Origin of the sequence: Flavobacterium sp. UBA5153, assembly GCA_002413745.1 — a bacterium.
GTDB lineage: Bacteria > Bacteroidota > Bacteroidia > Flavobacteriales > Flavobacteriaceae > Flavobacterium.
In genome coordinates, this window is the sequence record DHXP01000007.1 from 54809 (window position 1) to 78024 (window position 23216).

Here is a 23216-nt window from a genome sequence, read left to right on the forward strand (position 1 = left end):
CTTTTATAGTCATTAAATTATTTTACTTTTTGTAATATTTCCTGTATTTTGGATAAGTAATCGCTCCAAACAAGGCAATCGTTCCCAAGGAATACCATATCCAAGCTAATGAATGAGCTTCTCCGCTCGCATAGGAATGCAATCCTACTAAATGGAAATTTACTCCGTAATACGTAAACAAAATGGATACGAAAGCAAAAATACTCATCAAGTTAAAAGCCCATTTTCCTCTAAGGGAAGGCACAAAACGGGAGTGAATCACAAAAGCATAGACCATAATACTAATCAGAGCCCAAGTTTCTTTTGGATCCCAGCCCCAGTAACGTCCCCAACTTTCATTAGCCCATTGTCCGCCAAGGAAATTCCCGATGGTGAGCATAATCAACCCAACTGTCAAGGCCATTTCGTTGATATAAGTTAATTCCTTGATGTTCAAAATCATTTTAGGTCTGTTTTTTTCATTGGTAAACAAAATCAATATCAAAGAAACCGTTCCCAAAATCATTCCCAACGCAAATGGTCCGTAACTCGCCACAATTATCGCAACGTGAATCATAAGCCAATACGAATTAAGAACGGGTTGTAAATTGCCAATTTCCGGATCGATCCAGTTCATATAAGCCGCTAACAATATCATAGAAGTCACAAAAGCAGAAGAGGCCACGGTAAGTTTTGATTTTTTGTCGAAAACCAAACCGAAAAACATGGTTGCCCAAGCTACATATATTATCGATTCATAGGCGTTGCTCCAAGGCGCATGACCAGAAATATACCAACGTGCTATTAAAGCCAAAGTATGCAATCCAAAAAATATTGCAATAATAATGTGCATCGAATTGATTAAAAAATTCAGGGCTTTTCCTTCTTTAAATATTTTGAGGATGGTAAAAAAGAGCATCAAAATAGCCGCAAACATATACCAATAAGGTAGTTTCTGGAATACATCATATTTGTTATACAATATCTCCGAAGTGATTTTTTCTTCACTTGGTCTCACTTTGCTTCCAAACTTTTTCTGGAAACCGTTTATACTTTCCAATAATTCATCGGCTTGTTTATAATCATGAGAAACGGTTGCTTTGTTTAAAGAGTTGAAATACAATGGAAGAATACTTGATGTATAGGTAGCCACCATTCCTTTTAAACCGGCTTTTCCCAATTCTGGGTAAGAAACCCATTTGTTGTTTACATCATCCGGAATAGGGAAAATCTTCAAAATGCTTCCGCTCAAAGCGGCTTCCATCAAATTCACTTTTTTATCGGTTTCGATAAAATCCTTTTCAAATTGGTTTGGATTCGCATTTTTGAACGCTTCATCTAAAAAGGGTGCCAATTTATAATTCCCCGTTTTGTCAAAAAAGTTCATAAATGAAGCATATTTCACTTCCTTATCTATTCCGATAATTTTACGGATGCTGTCGTTTCCTGCTTTGATATAAATCATTGGAACCTGAATCCAAATGTTCCCGTCCTGTGTTATCGACAAAAATACTTGATCGGAATTCATATCATTATAAGTGTCCTTGTGACTCACTTTTCGCAACAATTCAGACGAAAAAGTATTTATGGGTTTCATTCTGCCTCCGGCGTCCTGAACAATTAATCTTCCAAATTTTGCCGCTTGGGCTTCGGGTACTTTATTTTTATTGAGTATCGAATCTATCTGTTTTACAGTTAAAATTTGGCTGTTGTGATTTTGGGCGAAAGCACCAAAACTCAAAAATAAAACCAGTATTGACAATAGATTTGCTTTCTTGGTTTTTACAACTTCCAGTTTTCGTTTCAAATCGGCAAAACGAGAATGCTTGGTAAAAAGTATCGCAAGCATTGCAAAAAACAACATAAAATAGCCAATATAAGTAATCAAAGTTCCCCAATAATCATGATTAACAGATAATACGGTTCCTTTTTCATCTGGGTCGAATGAAGATTGAAAAAATCGAAACCCTTTGTAATCCAGGATATGATTCATATATATTTTATAATCAAAGGGTTTTGTTCCGTCTTGAACCGTAACTTGGCTTTCAAACGAAGAGAAACTTCTTTGTGTTCCAGGATATTTTTGGGCAATAAAATCATTTAATTTGATACTGAAAGGTAATGTATAGGCTTTACTTCCGTAGAAAAAAGTGTACTCCAGTTTTCCTATTTTAACGGATTTTGATTCTCCTGTTTTGCCTTTCGAACCTAATAAGGTTACTATTTTTTGTTGGCCATCTGCAGACAATTTAAGCACCAATGCATCATTATTGCCTTTGGCTCTATAATCATTTTTCGAATCGTAACCTATCACTCCTTTTGCGGCGGGCTCTGGAAATACAACTCGCATATCTCCAATGCTGTACAAGGAACGCATCATCAAAGGTTGTATGCTGTCTTTAGCCACCTTGCCTTGCAATTTATCGGCCATTCGCATAAACTCACCTTCAAATGGAGTTTGAATTGTGGAAACATCTCCTTTTATGGTAATATTTATGGCACCGGCCGTGAATTTATTTAAAGAAAAAAGCACATTATGAATGTTTTGCAATTCTCCTTCTTTCAAGAAATGCTCCACTCGACCGCTATCACCCGCTTCGACAATTTTGAAATATAAACTGCCTTTTGCATCGGGCTTAATAACTTGTTTTGCTCCCATAATGAAATTTTCATATTTTACCTCGAATTTTGTTTTGTCAAAATTATCAGAAATAGAAAAATCATTGTTGGTGACTGGTGAAAGTCTCACTGCTTTTTCGAAAACCCTACGTTTCATTTCGCCTTGGTATTGACCGTCCACAAAAAGCGTGAGATACATTTTATCTGAATAAAATTGGTTTTCGGTGGCGCCTTCTCGAATGGGCATCATTCCTTCAAAACTGATATATCGCGTGATGAAAGCTCCTGCAATAATGAAAACAAAAGCCAAATGCAGCATAAGGGTTGCCCATTTTTCTTTTTTTAACAATTGATAACGCTTGATGTTTCCAATAAAATTTATCATAAATACCAGCATAATTCCTTCAAACCACCAGGCATTATAAACCCAAATTCGTGCTGTATCAGTGTTGTATTTGCTTTCGATAAATGTTCCTGTAGCCATTGCAATTGCAAAAGTCAGGAAAAGCATAGCCATCAATCGTGTGGAAAATAAAATAGAAATTAATTTCTTAATCATCAGTAATAATTTACGTTTTTATAAAAGTCTTGCCAAAAGTACTTAAAATTGTTGAGTTGCCTATTTACGTGATTGTTAATTTAATCCAAAATTAAGCATTCGATATTTTTAAGAAAAAATAAATTTTATAGATATTCTCCCTTTTAAATCCCATTAATAACATTATATGTTGCTAATTATTTTTTTTTGTTAATTTTGTCGGATGATTAAGATCGTAATTATTGGTTCTGGAAATGTGGCCCAGCATTTGATTAATGCCTTCTCCAAAAGTGACGAAATAGAGATTACGCAAGTATTTTCAAGACGAAAAGAAAGTGTCGTTCCCCTACTCGATTCCAGTAAAATAACGGATAATTTTAATGATTTGGCCGAAGCCGATTTATACATTATTGCGGTTTCTGATGATGCCATTAAAACTGTTTCCTCGCAATTGCCATTCGAAAATCGCCTTGTCGTGCATACTTCGGGCAGCGTTCCATTGGATTCTTTGGATAAAAAAAATAGAAGAGGCATTTTTTATCCGTTGCAAACTTTTACGAAAAATGTGGAAGTCGATTTTAGACCAATCCCAATTTGTTTGGAAAGCGAAAATGAATCCGATTTTGATTTATTGGAAAAAGTGGCGCAATCCATTTCAAATAATGCATTCAAAAGCGATGAAAAACAACGAAAAGCATTGCATATTTCGGCAGTTTTTGTCAATAATTTCGTGAATTTGATGTACCAAATTGGCAATGAAATTTGTGAAGAAAATAAAGTTCCGTTTGAAATCTTAAAACCATTAATTTTGGAAACGGTGAACAAAGTGATGACACTTTCGCCAAAAGAAGCGCAAACCGGTCCGGCCAAGCGCAATGACAAACAAACAATCGAAGCTCATTTGGATTTTTTATCGAATGAAAATCACGCAACAATCTATAAAATACTAACCCAATCCATACAAAATAATGGCAAATAGTTATAAAGAAATAATGAACGACATCACCACATTTATTTTCGATGTCGATGGCGTGCTCACTGATAGTTCTGTTTTTGTAACCAGTGAAGGAGAAATTCTGCGAACAATGAATATTCGCGATGGTTATGCGATGAAAGCGGCCGTGGAATGTGGTTATAACGTATGCATTATTTCGGGAGGAAGCAACGAAGGTGTCCGTATTCGATTGAGAAATCTTGGAATAACTGATATCCATCTTGGCACGCCAGACAAAGTCGAAACTTATAAAGAATATATAGAATTGTATAACATTAAGCCGGAACAAGTCTTGTATATGGGAGATGATATTCCTGATTACCACGTAATGAAATTGGTGGGATTACCTACTTGTCCACAAGATTCCAGTCCGGAAATCAAGGCAATATCTAAATATATTTCGCATAAAAACGGTGGAAAAGGTGCTGCTCGAGAAGTAATTGAACAGGTGATGAAAGTGCAAGGAAAATGGATGACCTATTTTGACGGAAAGCTGGATTAATATTATTTTAAATTTTAAATAAAATAAATGCTTCACCTTTTAAAACTAATCCGATACCAAAACTTACTAATGCTGGCATTTATGCAGCTTATTTTTAGGTATGGTTTCTTGAAATTGCAAAATGTTCCTTTGGCTTTGGCCGATTGGCAATACGGCATATTGGTTTTAGCAACTGTCTGTATTGCGGCTGGAGGTTATATCATCAACAATATTTTTGATGTGGAAACTGATATGGAGAACAAACCCGAAAAGGTAATTATTGGTAAAACCATTTCAGAAACGAAAGCATACAATCTTTACATTGGTTTCACCATTATTGGAGTTGGCATAGGTTTTTATTTATCAAATGTGATTGACAAACCTGGTTTTGCTTCATTATTTATAATCATTGCGGCAACGCTTTATTTTTATGCCACGAGCCTGAAACAAAGCCTGCTAATTGGCAACTTTATCGTCGCCTTGTTGCTTTCTTTTAGTGTTTTGATCATTGGGATTTTCGATTTATATCCCGTGACTTTTGAAGAAAACAAACCCATTATGGGATTGCTTTTTGGGATACTTTTAGATTATGCCATTTTTGCTTTCATCATCAATTTTATTCGGGAAATTGTCAAGGATTTAGAAGATGTTGAAGGCGATTTGAACCAAGGAATGAATACTTTGCCTATTGCTTTTGGCGTAAAACGAGCCACGAAACTTGTTTTTGGGTTGAGTTTTATTCCCATAATTTGCATCGTTTATTACATCGATCAATATGTTTTTTCAAGTGGTTTATTCATAAGCACGTTATATGGATTGGTATTTATATTAGCACCGTTGATTTATTTCACCATAAAAATTTGGGCAGCAAAAACCAAAAAAGATTTTCACTTCTTGAGTCTGCTTCTAAAATGGATTCTCTTTTTTGGAATGTTGTCGATTGTCATTATTAGCTTAAACCTGAAACACAATGCTTAAAAATAAATTACAAAAATACACGCTGATTCTAGCTTCGGGTTCACCAAGACGCCAGCAATTCTTTAAGGATTTAGACCTAGATTTTGAAATCAGACTGAAAGAAATCGAGGAAATTTATCCTCCAGAACTAAAAGCCGAGGAAATTACCAACTATTTAGCCGAGTTGAAAGCCAATGCTTTTGAAGGGAAATTGAAACCAAATGAAATCCTGATAACCAGCGACACGATTGTTTGGCATAACAATAAGGCTTTGGGTAAACCAAAAGATGCACAAGATGCTTTTGATATTCTAAAATCATTGTCGAATGCCACTCACGAAGTAATCACCTCGGTTTGTTTTAAAACCAATGCCAAAACTGCTCTAATTCACGAAATTACAAAAGTGACTTTCAATGAATTAAGCGATGAATCCATTCGCTATTATATTGAAAATTACAAACCATTTGACAAAGCAGGTGCTTACGGCATACAAGAATGGATTGGTTTTGTCGGCGTTTCAAAAATCGAAGGATCTTATGCCAATGTTATGGGAATGCCCACGGATAAAGTCTTTGAATATTTGAGTAATTTGTCATAAATATTTTGTTGTTTTTAGTTTTATAAAAAGTTCATATCTCTCATTTTGTTCTAATTTCAAACTTAGAATGTGGTAATTATATAAAAAATATAGAAAATCATATAACTACCATTTTTTAAAGAAATATCATATTTGCATATTAAACATTAACACGTTGGGTGTAATTAGTTTTTGATGATAATTTTCGTCAGTTCGAGTGATTTTCGATAGAAAATCGTATCGAGAACTAGAAAATTATTATTAAAAACGGTTCTCGATACATTTTTTGTTCCGTTTTACTGCACAAAAAACACTCGAATTGACGTTTTTAATAATTGCACCCAACGGGTTAAACATTAACTAATCAAAAGAGATTTTAATGTGTATATTAATCCATAATAATGATATGAACAGCACAATCAAAACTCCCTTTTATATCAGGCTTTCCTTTATGGTGATAAGTTTGATTGGCATTACTTATATTCTCTATATTGGCAAAAGTGTCCTGATTCCCATTTTATTGGCCTTTTTATTTGCTGTCTTATTATTTCCAATCGTTCATTTTTTAAATTCAAAATTAAGATTTCCAAATGGTTTGTCATCAACAGTAGCCGTAATCCTTTTTGTAGCACTAATTTTAGGAATCCTCGCATTCATATCCTATGAAATTAGCGATATAGCCAATGATTTTGCCGAAATAAGAAAAAATATCAATATTTTCATTATTAATATTCAACGATTTATCAGGACAAATTTTCATGTCAGCATATGGGAACAAAGAAAATATATTGAAGATGTAACACAAGATTCCGTAAAAAAAGGAAAAGAAACCATTGGTACAACAATAGTTTCGATAACCAATTCTATTTTGGATTTGGCTTTAATACCTATTTATACTTTTCTGATACTTTTATATAGAACCCATTTTATATTGTTTCTGGCAAAATTATTTAGAAAAGAATATCACGCTAAGCTACGGGAAATCCTAACTCAAATAAAAGGAGCTGTTCAAAGTTATATTTCGGGTTTGATTTTCGAAATGATTGCTGTTTCAGCATTAACAAGTATTGGCCTTTACTTTATAGGCGTTAAATACGCTATTTTATTGGGGATTATTACAGGAATATTAAATCTGATACCTTATATCGGGATTCTGGTTGCAGGAATATTGACCATCTTATCTTCTTTAACGGGTTCACCAGAAGTATCACTGATTTTAGGGGTAATCATAGTAAATCTAGTTGTGCAATTAATTGACAATAATATTCTTGTGCCCATGATTATAAACACAAAAGTACAAATAAACGCCTTTGTTTCAATAGTAGGAATTATCATTGGTGGTCAAATTGCGGGAATTGCGGGAATGTTTTTGGCAATCCCAATATTAGCCATCCTAAAAATAGTTTTCGACAGAATAGAATCAGCCGAACCTTGGGGATATTTAATGGGTGATAATTTACCGAAGACTTTTATATGGCGAACTAAAAAATCGTCTTTTAATGATTCCGAAACAGCAACAAAATCTAATCCATAAATTAACTCATTCGCTGCAATTCGTTTTTAGCACTACATTCTTAAAAATCATAACTATTTGTTATTAAATGTTTTGTATCTTTATACGACAAAAAAAATAATCCACAAAAAAAAATGAAAAACCTAAACATTTTGGTTGAATCTTAATTTACTATTTTGGCATAGTTGGTGGATCTATGAAAAAATATTGTATTAACCAATAAATAACCCGTTGGATAATAAACAATAAACGATTATTAATTAAATACTTAAAAAAATGAAAACATTAAAATTAATTGCGTTAGGATTATTCCTTTTTGTATCTAGTTTGACACAAGCGCAAGTTTCGGTTAGAGTGACTTTTGGCACGCCTCCAGCATGGGGTCCAGCAGGTTATTCAAATGTACAATACTATTATTTACCTGATATTGAGGCTTATTATGACATTCGAGCTTCGCAGTTTATCTATATTAGCAATGGGAGATGGATTCGATCAAGATATTTGCCAAGACAGTATAGAAACTATGATTTGTACGGTGGTTATAAAGTAGTTTTGAATGATTATCGTGGAGCAAGACCTTACACTTATTTTAGAAATCATAGAACAAAATATTATAAAGGGTATAAAGGCAGCCCGCAAAGAACAATTGGAAAAAGGAATGATAATCGCGGAAATAATAACAAAAATAGTAGAAATAACAGGCGATAATTTATGATTTCATTTGAACATAAAAGGGAGATCCAGTTATGGTTCTCCTTTTTTTACCAAAGAACATAAAAACATTGTTTTAAATATTTATTTATTAAATGCCTCGAAAACAAAATATATTATTACTCTTTTTACTCTTTCTTTACTTTCAAATGTCTTTTTCACAAGAAAATAAACCCAAAAAAGACAGTTCCGAAGTTTACAAGGATATTCAAACCTATTCTAAAAAGCATAAGACTACCCATTTTTTGCACGATTTAATTTTTAAACCCGCCAATCCAAAAAAGAATAAAGAAGTTCAAAAAAGTTATCGAGAATTTGAAGGCAAAATAATTAGAAATATCAATATTACCACTCTTGACCCTTTTGGATATTCTGAAATTGATTCCACAAAAAAACCTGAAAATTGGGGAGAGAGAACCGGAAACAGATTGCATATTAAAACCAATAGGCTTGCCATTAAGAATTTATTGCTTTTAAGAAAAAACAAACCATTAGACTCATTACTGGTAAAAGAATCTGAACGTTTAATTAGAACTCAAAGATATATTAGCAGAGTTAATATATCCCCAGAATTAACAAGTGAAAATTCTGATTCCGTTGATGTTTATATTCGTGTTTTGGATTCCTGGAGTATTATTCCAAAAGGCTCCATTTCGAGTTCAAGAACCTCTTTTGAATTGAATGAACATAATTTTTTAGGTTCAGGTCATGAATTTGATAATAGATACACGAATAGGTTCAGCGATGGGAAAAGTGGGTATAGCCTGCAGTATATTGTTCCTAATATCAAAAATACATTCATCAGAACAACAGTGGGTTATTATATTGATTTAGATAATTATTATGGTAAAAGCATAAATATGGAGCGTCCTTTTTATTCTCCTTTCACAAAATGGGCTGGCGGAATTTATTTGGACCAACAATTTAGAAAAGATACGCTTCAGGATGCCAATTTGATATATGCCAAGCAGAATTTCAAATACGATTCTCAAGATTTTTGGATGGGACGTGCTTTCAGTATTTTTAAAGGAAATACTGTACACGACAGAACAACAAATCTGATTTTATCTGGTCGTTTTTTAAACATAAAATACCTTGAAAGCCCTACTGTCCTATACGATCCTATCGATTTTTATTCGGAAGAAAAATTCTTTCTTTCCGGAATTGGTATTACTACACGTAAGTTTGTCGAGGACAAATATATTTTTAGAAATGGAATTATTGAAGATGTTCCCATTGGAAAAATATATGGAATAACTGGAGGTTATCAATATAAAAATAATCTTGGCCGTCTCTATTTGGGTTGTCAGGCTTCGTTTGGGAAGTATTATAGATGGGGATTTTTAAGTACCAATTTTGAATTCGGCACTTTTTTTAATAAATCTGTTACAAGTCAAACCGCTTTTTCTCTCCAAGCAAATTATTTCACGAATTTATTCGAGATTGGAAACTGGAAATTAAGACAGTTCGTTAAACCACAATTCATCATTGGTACAAACCGTGTGAATTCGATTGGTGACCGACTCACAATTAATGAAAATTACGGAATTCCCGGCTTTAAAAGTGCCGTCTATGGCACTGAAAAAATGGTGCTGACATTGCAAACTCAGGCTTATCCAACATGGAATCTTTGGGGTTTCAGGCTAAATCCTTATTTTAATTATACAATTGCAATGCTTGGAAACGAGACTAATGGTTTGCAAAATAGCAAAGCCTTTTCAAAAATCGGAGTCGGATTTCTAATTACCAATGATTATTTGATTTTTAAAACCTTCCAGATTTCCTTTGCTTATTACCCAACTATTCCGGGAAATGGTGATAATATTTTCAAAACAAATTCATTTGAAACAACTGATTTTGGTTTTCAAAATTTTGAATTAGCCAAACCGCGCACCGTAATCTTCAAATAAAAATCAATTTATCAACTTAATATCAATTAAAAAAAAACTGCGTTAACTTTCTTATAAATACCCTGTTACAAATTTAAACCCGTTTATTTAAACTGTGAATTTTGTAAATATTAAGAATAATAATGCAATATTTAGACCTAATTTTTTTGTATATTTACATTGACATTTTTGTCAAACAAAAATTGAAAAAAGATGAAAAATTAAGCTTTTATTTAATGATGATGGTGTTGTCATTAAGTAAAGTAGTAACTTAAAAATAAACAGTTATAGATTCTTAATTAAATATTATAAAAAAATGAAAACATTAAAATTAATTGCGATAGGATTATTCCTTTTTGTGTCTAGTTTGACATATTCGCAAGTTTCGGTTAGCGTGAATTTTGGCACGCCTCCATCATGGGGTCCAGCAGGTTATTCAAATGTACAATACTATTATTTGCCTGATATTGAGGCTTATTATGACATTCGAGCTTCGCAGTTTATCTATATTAGCAATGGGAGATGGATTCGATCAAGGTATTTACCAAGACAGTATAGAAACTATGACTTGTATAATGGATACAAAGTAGTTTTGAATGATTATCGAGGAGCAAGACCTTACACTTATTTTAGAAATCATAGAACAAAATATTATAAAGGGTATAAAGGCAGCCCGCAAAGAACAATTGGAAAAAGACAGGATAATCGAAGAGAAAATGATAACCGTGGAAGAGATAACAAGGGTCGCGGAAATGACAGGCATTAATTCCTGATTCCATTTAAACATAAAAAAGAGAGTTCCAGTTTTGGTTCTCTCTTTTTTTATTAAAGAAAGTCAAGAACATTATATGAAAATTTTTGTTTTTGAATTCAATTTTTTCATTATTACAACTAAGTAGTAAAAACGATATAATGTCGTGTTTTACATTTAAACAAATTGCCTTAATTAATTGAAAAACAAATAATTAAATAGTTTTAATAATACGACAACAAATCGTTCCAATTACTTATTTGTTAAAATTATAACTTTTTGTTTCATAAAAAAATTGTGGCATAGTTATTGGAAATTCTCAATCAACAAACAATTTTAAGAATTATTAATAACTAAAATCCAAACATTATGAACAAGTTACAACTTACTTTAGCAGCGTTTATTTTAATGTTCACATTACAAACCAGCGCACAATTTTCGGTTAGTGTAAATTTAGGCTCAAGACCACAATGGCAAAATCAAAATCATTACAATAACGATGTGAGATATTATTATCTTCCAGAAATCGAAGCCTATTACGATGTTAATTCAGAAGTCTATATTTATAATGGTCCAAGAGGTTGGGTTCGTACTGCTTATTTACCTGAATATTGCAGAGATTATGATGTAAATCGTGGATACAAAGTTGCCATAAATTACAGAGGGAATTCTCCTTACACCAATTTCAATTCAGACAGGGAAAAATACTATCGCAATAACAATCGAAATTACAGAGAAGAATACTATCGTCCACAATATCAAAGAAGAAATGATTATGTAGAAGTATCCAATCAAGGTCGATACAACAATGGCTATAATAACCATAATTATTACAAAAATGAAAGACGTAATCGCAACGAACGTGAAAATAGACATGAAAATGATGACGATCGTGATTAAATAGGATTCGATTGGATAAAAATTAAAAACAGAGAACGTGAAGTTCTCTGTTTTTTTTTTGAATAACTCTCTCGATTATTTAGGTATTATTTATCACATTTTTTAAATTGCCTTTTGATATTTAGTATATTTGACTTTCTTGTAAAATAATCTAAATGCAAAAATTTAAATTTTTATTTCTTTTACTACTTATTTGGACCTTCGCCGGTGCACAAAAACCCCAAAAACCAAATTCGGCAGAAATTTACAATCAAATCCAGAAATTAAATTTTCTGGGTTCTGTGCTTTACATTGCAGCGCACCCCGATGATGAAAACACCCGTTTAATTTCTTATTTATCCAATGAAACAAAAGCAAGAACCGGCTATTTGTCTTTGACACGTGGCGACGGCGGCCAGAACTTGATAGGCTCACAATTAAGGGAATTATTGGGCGTGATCCGAACCCAAGAACTTATAGAAGCGCGAAAAATTGATGGTGGTACGCAATTTTTTTCGCGTGCCAATGATTTTGGCTTTTCCAAAAACCCAGAGGAAACATTACAAATTTGGGACAAAGAAAAAGTACTTGCCGATATTGTCTGGGCAATCCGAAAATTTCAGCCCGACGTAATCATCAATCGTTTTGACCATCGTTCCCCCGGAACAACACACGGCCATCATACCGCATCGGCAATCTTGAGCGTCGAAAGTTTTGATTTGGCAAACAACCCAAATATTTTTCCCGAACAATTAAAATTAGTGGAACCTTGGCAACCAAAACGGCAATTTTTCAATACTTCGTGGTGGTTTTATGGAAGCAAGGAAAAATTTGATGCCGCAAATAAATCCAATTTAATTTCAATACAAACAGGGGTTTATTATCCAACCATCGGCAAATCAAATCAAGAAATTGCCGCATTAAGCCGAAGTTGCCACCAATCACAAGGTTTTGGGAGTACGGGAAGTCGCGGAGAAGAAACAGAATATCTAGAACTAATAAATGGAGAAGCGCCGCACGATAAATCTTCCATTTTTGATGGAATCGACACCAGTTGGAACCGGGTAAAAGGCGGTAAACCCATTGGCGAATTGCTGACAATCATTGCTTCACAATACGATTTCACCAATCCTTCGGCGAGTATTCCTGATTTGGCAAAAGCCTATTCGATGATTCAATCATTGGAGGAAAACCATTGGGCACCAATAAAATCTGCGGAAATAAAAAAAACTATTGCTGCTTGCTCCGGATTGTATCTTGAAGCTGTTGCCGAAAACCAAGAAGCTACACCGGCGAGCCTTGTAAAGTTAAAGCTTGAAGCCATAAACAGAAGTTCAACAAAGATGCAATTATTGAGTTTGACCACTCTGCCGGATCAAAAAACAACAACCCAAAATCTAGCATTAAACAATAATATTTCTCAAAACATCCCTCTCGATCTACAAATACCTGAAACTATTGACTACACGCAGCCTTATTGGTTAAAAGAAAAAGGAACCGAAGGAATGTATACGGTTTCTGACCAAAAAAACATTGGAATGCCAGAAAGTGAACGTGAAGCTAAAGTCATTTTCAATATGGAAATTAATGGAATTCAAATCCCGTTTGAGCACGCCGTTGTTTATAAGTATAATGATCGTGTTAAAGGCGAAATGTATAATTATCTTGATATTGTTCCAATAGTAACCACGAGTATTCTCGACAAAGTTTTGCTTTTTGCAGCCAATAAAAATAAGTCCGTAGCCGTGAAAATCAAAGCAGGAAAAGATGCCCTAAAAGGAGATTTACAACTGGAATTACCTGAGGATTGGCTTGTTTCTCCAAAATCAATCCCTTTCAATCTGGATAAAAAAGGAACTGAACAAACTGTGTATTTTAAGGTAACTCCTCCCAACTCTCCCGAAGAAGTAATTGCCAAAAGTATTGTTACTATTGACAATAAACGATATGATAAAGACCAAATTATCATTGACTACAGTCATATTACAAAACAACAAGTATTGAAACCTGCCGAGGCCAAATGTATCCGTTTTGATTTAAAAACAAATGGAGAAAAAATTGGCTATATTATGGGGGCAGGCGACGAAGTTCCCAACAGTTTAACCCAAATGGGCTACAAAGTTACACTTCTCGATCCCGAAGAAATCACTCTAGAAAAACTAGAAAACTTAGATGTTGTAATAACCGGAATACGTGCATATAACATCGTGAAAGCGTTGGCAAACAAACAAAGTATTCTTTTTGATTTTGTTAAAGGAGGTAAAACAATGCTTGTTCAATACAACATGCCAGGAGATTTTGTAACTCCAAATATTGCACCATTTCCCATGAAAATTTCAGGTGATAGAGTTACCGAAGAAAATGCCGAAGTTCGGTTTCTGGCTCCCAATCATCCCGTTTTAAATTACCCAAATAAAATTACCACAAAAGATTTCGAAGGTTGGAAACAGGAACAAGGTTTGTATTACCCCAACGAATTTGATAAAGCCTTCACTCCCATATTATCTTCAAATGATAAGGGGGAAACTCCCAAAAATGGTGCTCTGTTGATTGCTCCTTACGGCAAAGGATATTATATTTACACTGGATTGAGCTTTTTCAGGGAATTGCCGGAAGGGGTGGAAGGTGCTTTTAAATTACTGGCAAACATAATTTCGTTGAAATCAACAGTGACAATTCCTGCCCAAAAAGCGAAGCCTTAAACTCAAATTATGGAAACAAAGAAAGTGAAAATCTGGAGAAAAAGCTACACTTGGGTTCTCGTGGCAAATGCTATTTATATTTTGATTTTTTATTTAATTATGAAATTATACCGCTAGACTATGCAACTAATCGATTGGATTGTACTCACGGTAACCTTACTCTTTATAGTTATCTATGGCGTATGGAAAACTCGAGGAAGCAAGAATGTAGAAGAGTATATCCTTGGAAGCAACGAAACCCCATGGTATACCGTAGGGCTTTCGGTTATGGCAACACAGGCCAGTGCCATCACCTTTCTTTCGACTCCGGGACAAGCCTATCATGACGGAATGGGTTTTTTGCAATTCTATTTTGGCTTGCCTATTGCCATGGTTGTAATTTGTGTGACTTTTATCCCGATATATCACAAATACAAGGTTTTCACCGCTTACGAATACCTCGAAAAACGGTTTGACTTAAAAACCCGTTCGCTTGCCGCCATTCTTTTCTTGGTGCAAAGAGGCCTTGGAACCGGAATTACCATTTATGCCCCGGCAATAATTTTGTCTGCTTTGCTAGGTTGGAACCTTACCATAATGAATATTATAATAGGTGTCCTCGTGATAATTTATACTTTTTCAGGTGGTACAAAAGCGGTTAACGTTACCCAGAAACAGCAAATGTTCGTGATTATGTCGGGAATGATTATCACATTCTTTCTTATTTTGCATTATTTGCCCAATGACATGACTTTTAGCAGCGCTTTGCATATTGCCGGGGCAAATGACAAAATGAATATCGTCAATTTTTCTTTTGACCCGGAAGAGAAATATACTATTTGGAGCGGAATCACAGGAGGTTTTTTCTTGGCGCTGGCTTATTTTGGCACTGATCAATCCCAAGTGGGACGTTATTTGTCAGGAAAATCCGTTCGGGAAAGTCAAATGGGATTGATTATGAACGGACTTTTGAAAGTACCAATGCAATTCTTCATATTGCTTACCGGTGTCATGGTTTTCGTGTTTTTTCAATTCAACCCTGTTCCTTTGAATTTCAACCCAAACAACAAAATAATTGTAGAAAAATCACCCTATAAAAACGAATATCACGTTCTGGAAAAAAAGCTGGAGGCACTGTCCGAAGACAAGAAAGTAATTAACTTACTCTATATTGACCAACTCAATCAGGACTATGACAACCCCATTCTTCGAAAAGAATTGGTTGGATTATCCGGCAAAGAAAAGGACTTAAGAGATCAAGCAAAAGAAATTATCCTCAAAGCGGACAGCAATAGCGAAACCAACGATAAAGATTATGTGTTTTTTCACTTCATCCTGAATTATTTACCCAAAGGACTTATCGGCTTATTGCTTGCCGTAATCATCTCTGCCGCCATGTCCTCTACAGCCTCCGGACTCAATGCCCTGGCTTCGACAACAGCCATAGACATTTACAAACGTAATTTAAAGGAAGAAAAATCAGAAAGACATTATGTGAATGCCACCAAATTTTTCACCTTATTTTGGGGTGTTGTTGCTATACTTTTTGCCAGCATAGGAACCCTTTTTGAAAATTTAATTCAATTGGTAAACATAGTGGGTTCTATATTCTACGGAACGGTTTTGGGGATTTTCTTGGTGGGCTTTTATGTGAAGTATGTAAAAGCAAAAGCTATTTTTTGCAGCGCAATCATTAGCCAAATCACCATTTTCATCATTTATTATTATGCTATTTTCATTTTTCCAAGCGGAGAAGAGAAACTGGGCTATTTGTGGCTCAACTTCATTGGGGCGATGTTGACTATTGTTTTGTCAATTTTGCTACAAGCAATTACATTCAGGAGAAAAAGTCAGCCTTAATAAAAAAGTCCTTTAAAAAATTTTAAGTAAGTTTTTTTATAGTTTCCATCATTTTTTAAAGACTTGTTGTTGTTGTTGTTGTTGTTGTTTTTAGAGATTAGGATTGGGTTTATACCTACTTTTATATCATTTCAAATTTTATTTTTTTTAAAATTATTTTTTTTTATTAATTCATTGCCTTTATTTTATGAATTCACATCTTAAAAAAATATAATATGCTTATTTTCAGATAGTTAATTAAAACAAGACAAAATTGTATTATTTTCCAATAATATGATAAATATCATTTAATGGGGTCGAAATAAATTAGAAATTTACATAATAATTTTATCACAAACTAATCATAACAAAATATAAATGAAACAAAAAAAACTAACAGAACAGAAACAAAAAAACAAAATAAATAAATTAAACAAATATTAATTATGAAAACAATAAACAAAAGCATATTGATTCTTGGACTCCTAACCTTTGTCCTACAAAGTTGTACCCATGACATTTATGTTGATCCACTAGCTGCCGAAAAAGCGGCTTATGAAAATGCAGATGCAGTAAACGGAGCAAAATTATTTAGTAATTTTGAAAATCCAGAAGCTGGTTGGCTAGCTGATGCATCAGGATGGCCGGACGTAACTTATGCAGCTGATCCTAGCATTAATATCAAAGATATTGCTACGCCACCAAAAACTACTCCAGCAACACCTGGACAAGCTAACTTGAATTTTTATTCTTGTGCCGGTTGTCATGCCGTGGATGGTATGGGAAGAAGTGAAGCTGGTGTTAATAAAAAAATATCAGCTACCCAACCTGACTTAGCAGTAAGTCACTTGAGAGAGACGAGAGATTGGGACAACGTAAAATTGTTTGATGCTATCAAAAATGTAGGAGGTAGAGCTATTGATCCAACGAAAACCGCTAATGGTTTAGACCCAACTTTAGGTGGACAAACTCACCCAGATTTCAGTAAAATTCTTACTGATGATAAAATTTGGGATTTGGTTAAATGGTTAAAAGAAGGAGTTGACAATAGAAACGGTGATTTATATAGTGTTGCCGTAACAGGAACTTATGCAATAGGACAAACGGCTCCAGTATCTTATCAAACCTATTCAAATTGGGGTGCTGGTGGTGATGCAGCTGCAGGTGTAGCTTTTTATACCGCTAAATGTGTTGTTTGCCACGGTGCTGACGGACATGGAACATTAACTGCACAAGGGCCAGTTTTAGCTCCTGGACAAGTAAACGGAACTATAGGTGCTGGGGCAGGATTGGCGCAACCAGGTTCAGTAAGATGGTATGGTGTGGGTTCATATATGAGAAATAAAACTCCAGAATCAGTATTTTTAATTCAAACAGGGAAATTTGGCACTATTCCATGGATGGCCGCTACCCCAATTACTCAAGATCAAATGAGAGATTTACTAGCTGCTTTTGCAGATACAAATAGATTCCCAGATTTCACAACTAAACTTGTTAATCCGTAATTAAGGTTCAATCAATTTTTATCAAAAAATAAATTAATTAAAAAAATAAATAAAATGAAAAAATTATTTCAATTCTTGATGATGGTATCCATAGCTTTGATGGTCACCTCTTGTTATAATGACCAACTTCCTGCTGTACCTCTACCTGCAAATGTTTCTTTTCAGAAAGATATCCAGCCTTTGTTTAACAAAAACTGTATTGGCTGTCATAACGGAGCTCAGGCCCCTAATTTAACAACAGGTAATTCTTACGCTGCATTGACTACACTAAATGTTGACGGTGAATATTTTGTCACTGCGGGTGACGCTCCCGGTAGTATTATATACCAAGCATTGATAGGAAAAGGAGCTCCACAAATGCCACCAAACGGTGCCTTGAGTGCCTCTAAACTTGCTATAGTGGAAAAATGGATTAACGATGGCGCACTTAATAACTAATTACAAATAAAAGATCATGAAAATAAATAAATCAATTTTTATAGCCGTTTTTGCATTGCCAATGATGATGTTGGCACAAGAGCAAAAAGACACTATTGTACCAAGCAAAGTAAAATTGGAACGTGCCGCATTCGAAAGCACCACATTAATCGAAAACCAATCGAATGTTCTTTGGAATAAAGGAACTTTGGAATTCGTTATGAATCACCGTTTTGGTCTTGTAAACGGAGATAACAACATGATTGGAATCTGGGATCCGGCTAACATTAGAATCGGATTGAATTATTCAGTTTGTGATAGAGTTACTATTGGTTATGGTACTTCTAAAGACAGCAGATTACAAGATTTCAGCCTTAAAGGGGCAATTTTAAGACAAACACGTGGTGGCGAAATGCCGGTAAGTGTAAGTTATTATGGGAATTTTGCCATAAGTGCTTTACCAACAAGCGATTTTTTACATTCTACTGATCGTTACTCTTATTTCAATCAATTGATAATTGCAAAACGTTTCAATAGAAGTGTTTCCTTTCAAGTAGCACCTAGCCTTTCCCATTACAACTATGTAGAGGCTCCAATGAAAAATGACTTATTTGCTGTTGCTGTTGGTGGACGTGTAAAAATTACCGATTCAGCTTCTCTTTTGGTAGATTATACTCAACCAATAACCAATCAAGTGAATGCACCAAAACCAGGACTTAGTTTGGGTGTTGAATTCTCAACAGGTTCACATGCATTTCAATTATTCATAACTAATTATAGAGGAATTGTTCCTCAACAAAGTATTATGATGAATCAAAATGATTTCTTCAAAGGAGATTTCGCTATAGGATTCAACATTACAAGATTGTGGCATCTATAAAAATAGTGTGTTTGTCCACAATTAACACCTAAATATTGTTTTGTTTTTAGTCATGAATTACACAAATTATCAAGGATTTTATTTAAAAAAAATCAGATACATAATTAGTGTAATTCTTGACTATTTATATAAATTAGCCTTGATTTTAGATAAATGTAAAAACACAATCATAAATGAAAGATTCAAATAAAAAAAATCAAATCAGCAGACGAGGTTTTTTACCGCTACTTGGCGGTGGATTAATGCTTCCGCTTCTGGGTTTTGGCAAGCCAAAAAAAGAGGAGTCAGATGAAACTGACGAATACCAAACTTTGTTGAAATCAGACGGAACAGCCGTGAGAGTCAAAAAAAGTGTTTTGGCCAATTCAAAAATAATTGAAAAAAACATTTCAAACAAATCCCTTTTAGGGTGGTTGAAAAACAAATAATCGATATGGAAGAAAATAATCAACAATCGAAAAGAAAATTTTTTGAAATAGGAATTAAATTCGGCTTGATTGCAACTGCCGGAACTTTACTTGCATCAAAAGTATTCGGTGAAGGGAAATCAAAAGATACAGTTGAATTAATGACAACTGATGGTCATATTGTTCAGGTACCAGCCTCGGAATGCAAGGATATGCCCATGATGCCAGAAAACTACAATCCTAGACAAGGATTTCCAAATAAAAAGTTTGTGATGGTAGTGGATTTGGCAAAATGCAAAAACGCGCTTAAATGCCAGGAATCATGCAATAAAAATCATTACATCACGGGTGAAAATGCTTGGCTCAAGGTATATAAAATGCAGGAGTCAGAAACAACAGCTCCTTACTGGATGCCAACATTATGTCAACATTGCGACAAGCCAGCTTGCGTGAAAGTTTGTCCTGTTGATGCAACTTTTAAACGTGAAGATGGTATCGTACTGATTGATAATGAACGCTGCATTGGTTGTCGCTTTTGTATGGCAGCCTGCCCTTATTCTGTCAGGGTTTTTAATTGGAAAGAACCAGATCAAGGTCCTGCAGCTCATGAAGCGAAATATACTCCCGATTACACTGGAAAGCCAAGTTTAAAAGGTACTGTCGACAAGTGCGATTTTTGTCCTCACAAAATTGCAATGGGAGAACTTCCACACTGTGTTTCTGCTTGTCCAAATGATGTGTATGCCTTTGGTGATATGTATGAAGACGCCGTAACCAATGGTAGTGGAGAAACGTTCAAATTAAGTAAACTTTTAAAAGAAAGAGCAGGACATAGATTAATGGAAGGATTAGGCGCAGAACCAAGTGTTTTTTATCTACCACCAAGTGGCAGAGAAGATGATGCTTTTGAAAAAGGACTTGAAAACTTCAATGAGTATGAATCAGTTCATAAAAACGTATAGCCATGAAAGGATATGATAAATTAATACAAGACCTCGCTCCAAGAAAATTTGGAAAACTGGGCCAAATTTGGGTTGCCTTTTTAGTGGTGGTTATTCTTTGCGCTTTATATGCCTATTATCAACAACTAACCAAAGGATTAAGCATTACCCACTTGAATGATTATGCATTGTGGGGAGTTTATATTTCAAACTTTGTGTTTTTTGTAGCTGTAAGTTTGGTAGGTTCCTTGGTGACGGCGATTTTGCGCCTATCAGGGGTTACCTGGAGTACACCTCTAACAAGGATTTCCGAAGTGATTGCTGTTGCAGCGATTATGATGGGAGGACTCACAATCATTATTGATATGGGGCGTCCAGACAGAATTTACAATATATTTTTGCATGGAAGATTACAATCCCCAATTATTTGGGATGTGCTTGTGATTACCACTTATTTGATGATTAGTTTAATGCTGTTGTTTTATCCCCTATTACCGGATTTTGCAATACTTAAGAAACACTTTGCCGACCAACCAAAATTAAGCAAATGGTACGGGAAACTTTCGTTAAATTGGACAGGTAACAAAACGCAAGAAAGACTTTATAATAAATCCATAAACGCCTTGTCTATTATGATTATTCCAGTTGCTTTTGGTATACATACCGTGACAGCTTGGCTTTTTGCAACCACCTATAGACCTGGTTGGGATAGTTCAAATTTTGGCCCTTATTTTATTGCTGGTGCATTTGTTGCTGGTGCTGGTGCCGTTGTTGTTATTATGTATATTTTAAGAAAAGTATATCATTTAGAAGAATATATTACAGAAATGCATTTTGACAAAATGGGAAAATTACTCGTTTTATTATGCTTAGTTTACTTATATTTTAATGTAAATGAATATTTAGTTCCTGCCTATAAAACTACAACTGAAGAAGCAGGTCACTTATATTCATTATTTTTAGGAGATTATGCCTTAATGTTCTGGAGTGCAATTATTGGAGGATTGGTAATTCCCACTATCGCTTTGATTTTCCCGCAAGGAAGAAAACCATTACCCCTTTTTATAATAGGGATATTTGTGGTTGTCGGGGCTTGGTGGAAACGTTTTATCATTGTTACACCAACCTTACTCCATCCTTTCCTACCTTTTCAAGGGGTGCCAAAATCTTGGCATACTTATTTTCCTTCAGGATTAGAATGGATGATCACTTTCGGAACTTTAGCAGCTGCTTTGTTAATTATGACACTATTATTTCGCTATTTGCCAATCATTCCAATACACGAAACTGCCGAAGAAAAAGGGCTATTAGAAACTCATAAAACGGATTCACTATGATACAATCAGTTATAAAATATTGCAAATCATCACTTCTAATTTTGATTTTATTTTTTGCATTTTCCGGGAATAATGCCTACAGTCAAAAAGAGAAAAAAAGTGTAAGCCTTTCAATACAATATTCAAAAATAATGAAAGAAAATTCATTTTTGAATATTACTGCAAAGACGAAAGGTGAGAATGGTTTTGAACCTTGTAGTAATCTAAACTTTACAGTTTACAAAATTGATACTACAGGTGTTGCCGCTGATATTAAAATTGGCGAAGTAAAAACTAGTACTAACGGAAAAGCGAAATTTATTATTCCTGCCAAGTTTATTGAACAATCAACTGCATACAAAGTAAAATCAGAAAATGACAAAACGTATGATGATGCAGATGAAAGTGTTACGATAACTGATATCAATATTGAAGCCTCTATTGAAAAGGCGGATAGCTCTTACACAATTAAAGCTAAATTACTTTCTGCAACAAACAAACCCATTGCTGAGGAATCCCTTAATATAGGATTAAAAAGGTTGTTCGGTAATTTATCCGTTGGAGGCGAATCGAGCTACACAACTGATGCAGACGGAGCTGTTACGGCTACAGTTGAAAAAGGATATACTGGATTGAATGGAAAATTAAACTTCCAAGTTGTTTTACCCGAAAGCGAAAAATATGGTACGGTTATTGCTAATATAAACACAGCTTTTGGTGTTCCAATAGTGGACAAATCAACGTTCAATGAAAGAACGATGTGGTCTCCACCGACGAAAATACCAATTTTTTTATTGATCATTCCAAATATATTAATAATTGGGATTTGGTCAACATTAGTACTTTTACTCTTTAATCTATATAAAATTTACAAATCTAAAAATTAATTAATTATGCGCAATTTAAAATTATTTACTATTATCGGACTAACAGCTTTTGCTCTGTTCTCTTTTACCGTTTTAGTTCAATCTAAACCATGGGAAGTTCCTGCTAAATACAAAAGCATGAAAAACCCAACAGATGCAAAAGACAAAGAAGGTGCCAATGAAGGAAAAGCCTTGTTTGCAAAACAATGTAGCTCATGTCACGGAAAAAAAGGCCTTGGAGATGGTTCAAAAGCTGCTGATCTTAAAGGAGACATGGGAGATTTTTCATCTGCTAAATCTCAAAAACAAACTGACGGTGAAATGTTCTACAGAATGACTGAAGGAAGAGATGACATGCCTTCATTCAAGAAAAAAATTCCTAATGACGAAGACAGATGGTTAGTTGTAAATTATGTAAGAACCTTGAAAAAATAATTTTTTTTAAATATTACATTATTTAGGGTCTGCTGAAAAAC

Annotated in this window: 20 protein-coding genes; 19 read left to right on the plus strand and 1 reads right to left on the minus strand. The window is 34.3% G+C overall.

Features of this window, described 5'->3' with window-relative positions:
- Positions 1-22: 22 nt before the first annotated feature.
- Entirely contained in the window at positions 23-3157 is a 3135-nt protein-coding gene (ccsA, locus tag B2145_RS01505; RefSeq protein WP_291097388.1) for a cytochrome c biogenesis protein, read from the minus strand.
- Between the two features lie 202 nt (positions 3158-3359).
- Between ccsA and B2145_RS01510 the strand changes: the two genes are divergently transcribed.
- The 19 genes from B2145_RS01510 (at position 3360) to B2145_RS01600 (ending at position 23175) form a co-directional block, all read left to right on the plus strand.
- Positions 3360-4115 (plus strand): Rossmann-like and DUF2520 domain-containing protein, encoded by a 756-nt coding sequence (locus B2145_RS01510; protein ID WP_291097390.1) that lies wholly within the window; start codon positions 3360-3362, stop codon positions 4113-4115.
- The gene (locus B2145_RS01515; protein WP_291097392.1) at positions 4105-4632 is read left to right on the plus strand and encodes a KdsC family phosphatase; all 528 of its coding nucleotides are present in this window, start codon (positions 4105-4107) and stop codon (positions 4630-4632) included. Before B2145_RS01510 ends, B2145_RS01515 begins: the two co-directional genes overlap by 11 nt.
- Positions 4633-4659: 27 nt before the next feature.
- Positions 4660-5589, plus strand: a complete 930-nt coding sequence (locus B2145_RS01520) for a geranylgeranylglycerol-phosphate geranylgeranyltransferase (RefSeq protein WP_291097394.1) — start codon at positions 4660-4662, stop codon at positions 5587-5589.
- The gene (locus B2145_RS01525; RefSeq protein WP_291097396.1) at positions 5582-6166 is read left to right on the plus strand and encodes a Maf-like protein; all 585 of its coding nucleotides are present in this window, start codon (positions 5582-5584) and stop codon (positions 6164-6166) included. The genes B2145_RS01520 and B2145_RS01525 overlap by 8 nt, the downstream gene beginning before the upstream one ends.
- A 358-nt stretch (positions 6167-6524) precedes the next feature.
- A complete protein-coding gene (locus B2145_RS01530) occupies positions 6525-7679 on the plus strand; it encodes an AI-2E family transporter (protein ID WP_291097398.1) in 1155 nt (384 codons plus the stop codon).
- Between the two features lie 255 nt (positions 7680-7934).
- Positions 7935-8366, plus strand: coding sequence for a hypothetical protein (locus tag B2145_RS01535; RefSeq protein ID WP_291097400.1), 432 nt, complete (start codon positions 7935-7937; stop codon positions 8364-8366).
- 152 nt (positions 8367-8518) lie between these two features.
- Positions 8519-10279 carry a hypothetical protein gene (locus B2145_RS01540; protein ID WP_291097402.1) on the plus strand — a complete coding sequence of 587 codons (1761 nt, stop codon included), beginning with the start codon at positions 8519-8521 and terminating at the stop codon, positions 10277-10279.
- A 295-nt stretch (positions 10280-10574) separates the two neighbouring features.
- The gene (locus tag B2145_RS01545) at positions 10575-11024 is read left to right on the plus strand and encodes a hypothetical protein (protein WP_291097404.1); all 450 of its coding nucleotides are present in this window, start codon (positions 10575-10577) and stop codon (positions 11022-11024) included.
- A 354-nt stretch (positions 11025-11378) separates the two neighbouring features.
- Positions 11379-11909 carry a hypothetical protein gene (locus B2145_RS01550; protein ID WP_291097406.1) on the plus strand — a complete coding sequence of 177 codons (531 nt, stop codon included), beginning with the start codon at positions 11379-11381 and terminating at the stop codon, positions 11907-11909.
- A gap of 155 nt (positions 11910-12064) precedes the next feature.
- A complete protein-coding gene (locus tag B2145_RS01555; protein ID WP_291097408.1) occupies positions 12065-14590 on the plus strand; it encodes a PIG-L family deacetylase in 2526 nt (841 codons plus the stop codon).
- 120 nt (positions 14591-14710) lie between these two features.
- Positions 14711-16429 (plus strand): sodium:solute symporter, encoded by a 1719-nt coding sequence (locus B2145_RS01560; RefSeq protein ID WP_291097410.1) that lies wholly within the window; start codon positions 14711-14713, stop codon positions 16427-16429.
- A 425-nt stretch (positions 16430-16854) separates the two neighbouring features.
- Entirely contained in the window at positions 16855-17913 is a 1059-nt protein-coding gene (locus B2145_RS01565) for a c-type cytochrome (protein WP_291097412.1), read from the plus strand.
- A 54-nt stretch (positions 17914-17967) separates the two neighbouring features.
- A complete protein-coding gene (locus B2145_RS01570; RefSeq protein WP_291097414.1) occupies positions 17968-18351 on the plus strand; it encodes a c-type cytochrome in 384 nt (127 codons plus the stop codon).
- A 16-nt stretch (positions 18352-18367) separates the two neighbouring features.
- A complete protein-coding gene (locus B2145_RS01575) occupies positions 18368-19210 on the plus strand; it encodes a DUF5777 family beta-barrel protein (protein WP_291097416.1) in 843 nt (280 codons plus the stop codon).
- Between the two features lie 173 nt (positions 19211-19383).
- Complete coding sequence (locus B2145_RS01580; protein WP_291097419.1) at positions 19384-19638, plus strand: hypothetical protein; 255 nt, start codon at positions 19384-19386, stop codon at positions 19636-19638.
- A 65-nt stretch (positions 19639-19703) separates the two neighbouring features.
- Complete coding sequence (locus B2145_RS01585) at positions 19704-20579, plus strand: 4Fe-4S dicluster domain-containing protein (protein ID WP_291097421.1); 876 nt, start codon at positions 19704-19706, stop codon at positions 20577-20579.
- Positions 20580-20581: 2 nt separating this feature from the next.
- Positions 20582-21895, plus strand: a complete 1314-nt coding sequence (gene nrfD, locus B2145_RS01590) for an NrfD/PsrC family molybdoenzyme membrane anchor subunit (RefSeq protein WP_291097422.1) — start codon at positions 20582-20584, stop codon at positions 21893-21895.
- On the plus strand, positions 21892-22761 hold the full coding sequence (locus B2145_RS01595) for a hypothetical protein (protein ID WP_291097424.1): 870 nt from the start codon (positions 21892-21894) through the stop codon (positions 22759-22761). The genes nrfD and B2145_RS01595 overlap by 4 nt, the downstream gene beginning before the upstream one ends.
- Positions 22762-22767: 6 nt before the next feature.
- Positions 22768-23175 carry a c-type cytochrome gene (locus B2145_RS01600; protein ID WP_291097426.1) on the plus strand — a complete coding sequence of 136 codons (408 nt, stop codon included), beginning with the start codon at positions 22768-22770 and terminating at the stop codon, positions 23173-23175.
- The last annotated feature ends 41 nt before the right edge of the window (positions 23176-23216 follow it).

Bases quoted from the DNA above. Each gene is read 5' to 3' on its own strand.
- B2145_RS01540 (WP_291097402.1), top strand. From the start codon at position 8,519: ATGTCTTTTTCACAAGAAAATAAACCCAAAAAAGACAGTTCCGAAGTT.
- B2145_RS01530 (WP_291097398.1), top strand. From the start codon at position 6,525: ATGTGTATATTAATCCATAATAATGATATGAACAGCACAATCAAAACT.
- B2145_RS01510 (WP_291097390.1), top strand. From the start codon at position 3,360: ATGATTAAGATCGTAATTATTGGTTCTGGAAATGTGGCCCAGCATTTG.
- B2145_RS01555 (WP_291097408.1), top strand. From the start codon at position 12,065: ATGCAAAAATTTAAATTTTTATTTCTTTTACTACTTATTTGGACCTTC.
- B2145_RS01565 (WP_291097412.1), top strand. From the start codon at position 16,855: ATGAAAACAATAAACAAAAGCATATTGATTCTTGGACTCCTAACCTTT.
- B2145_RS01520 (WP_291097394.1), top strand. From the start codon at position 4,660: ATGCTTCACCTTTTAAAACTAATCCGATACCAAAACTTACTAATGCTG.
- B2145_RS01595 (WP_291097424.1), top strand. From the start codon at position 21,892: ATGATACAATCAGTTATAAAATATTGCAAATCATCACTTCTAATTTTG.
- B2145_RS01580 (WP_291097419.1), top strand. From the start codon at position 19,384: ATGAAAGATTCAAATAAAAAAAATCAAATCAGCAGACGAGGTTTTTTA.
- B2145_RS01515 (WP_291097392.1), top strand. From the start codon at position 4,105: ATGGCAAATAGTTATAAAGAAATAATGAACGACATCACCACATTTATT.
- B2145_RS01600 (WP_291097426.1), top strand. From the start codon at position 22,768: ATGCGCAATTTAAAATTATTTACTATTATCGGACTAACAGCTTTTGCT.
- B2145_RS01525 (WP_291097396.1), top strand. From the start codon at position 5,582: ATGCTTAAAAATAAATTACAAAAATACACGCTGATTCTAGCTTCGGGT.
- ccsA (WP_291097388.1), bottom strand. From the start codon at position 3,157: ATGATTAAGAAATTAATTTCTATTTTATTTTCCACACGATTGATGGCT.
- nrfD (WP_291097422.1), top strand. From the start codon at position 20,582: ATGAAAGGATATGATAAATTAATACAAGACCTCGCTCCAAGAAAATTT.
- B2145_RS01550 (WP_291097406.1), top strand. From the start codon at position 11,379: ATGAACAAGTTACAACTTACTTTAGCAGCGTTTATTTTAATGTTCACA.
- B2145_RS01570 (WP_291097414.1), top strand. From the start codon at position 17,968: ATGAAAAAATTATTTCAATTCTTGATGATGGTATCCATAGCTTTGATG.
- B2145_RS01535 (WP_291097400.1), top strand. From the start codon at position 7,935: ATGAAAACATTAAAATTAATTGCGTTAGGATTATTCCTTTTTGTATCT.
- B2145_RS01545 (WP_291097404.1), top strand. From the start codon at position 10,575: ATGAAAACATTAAAATTAATTGCGATAGGATTATTCCTTTTTGTGTCT.
- B2145_RS01575 (WP_291097416.1), top strand. From the start codon at position 18,368: ATGAAAATAAATAAATCAATTTTTATAGCCGTTTTTGCATTGCCAATG.
- B2145_RS01560 (WP_291097410.1), top strand. From the start codon at position 14,711: ATGCAACTAATCGATTGGATTGTACTCACGGTAACCTTACTCTTTATA.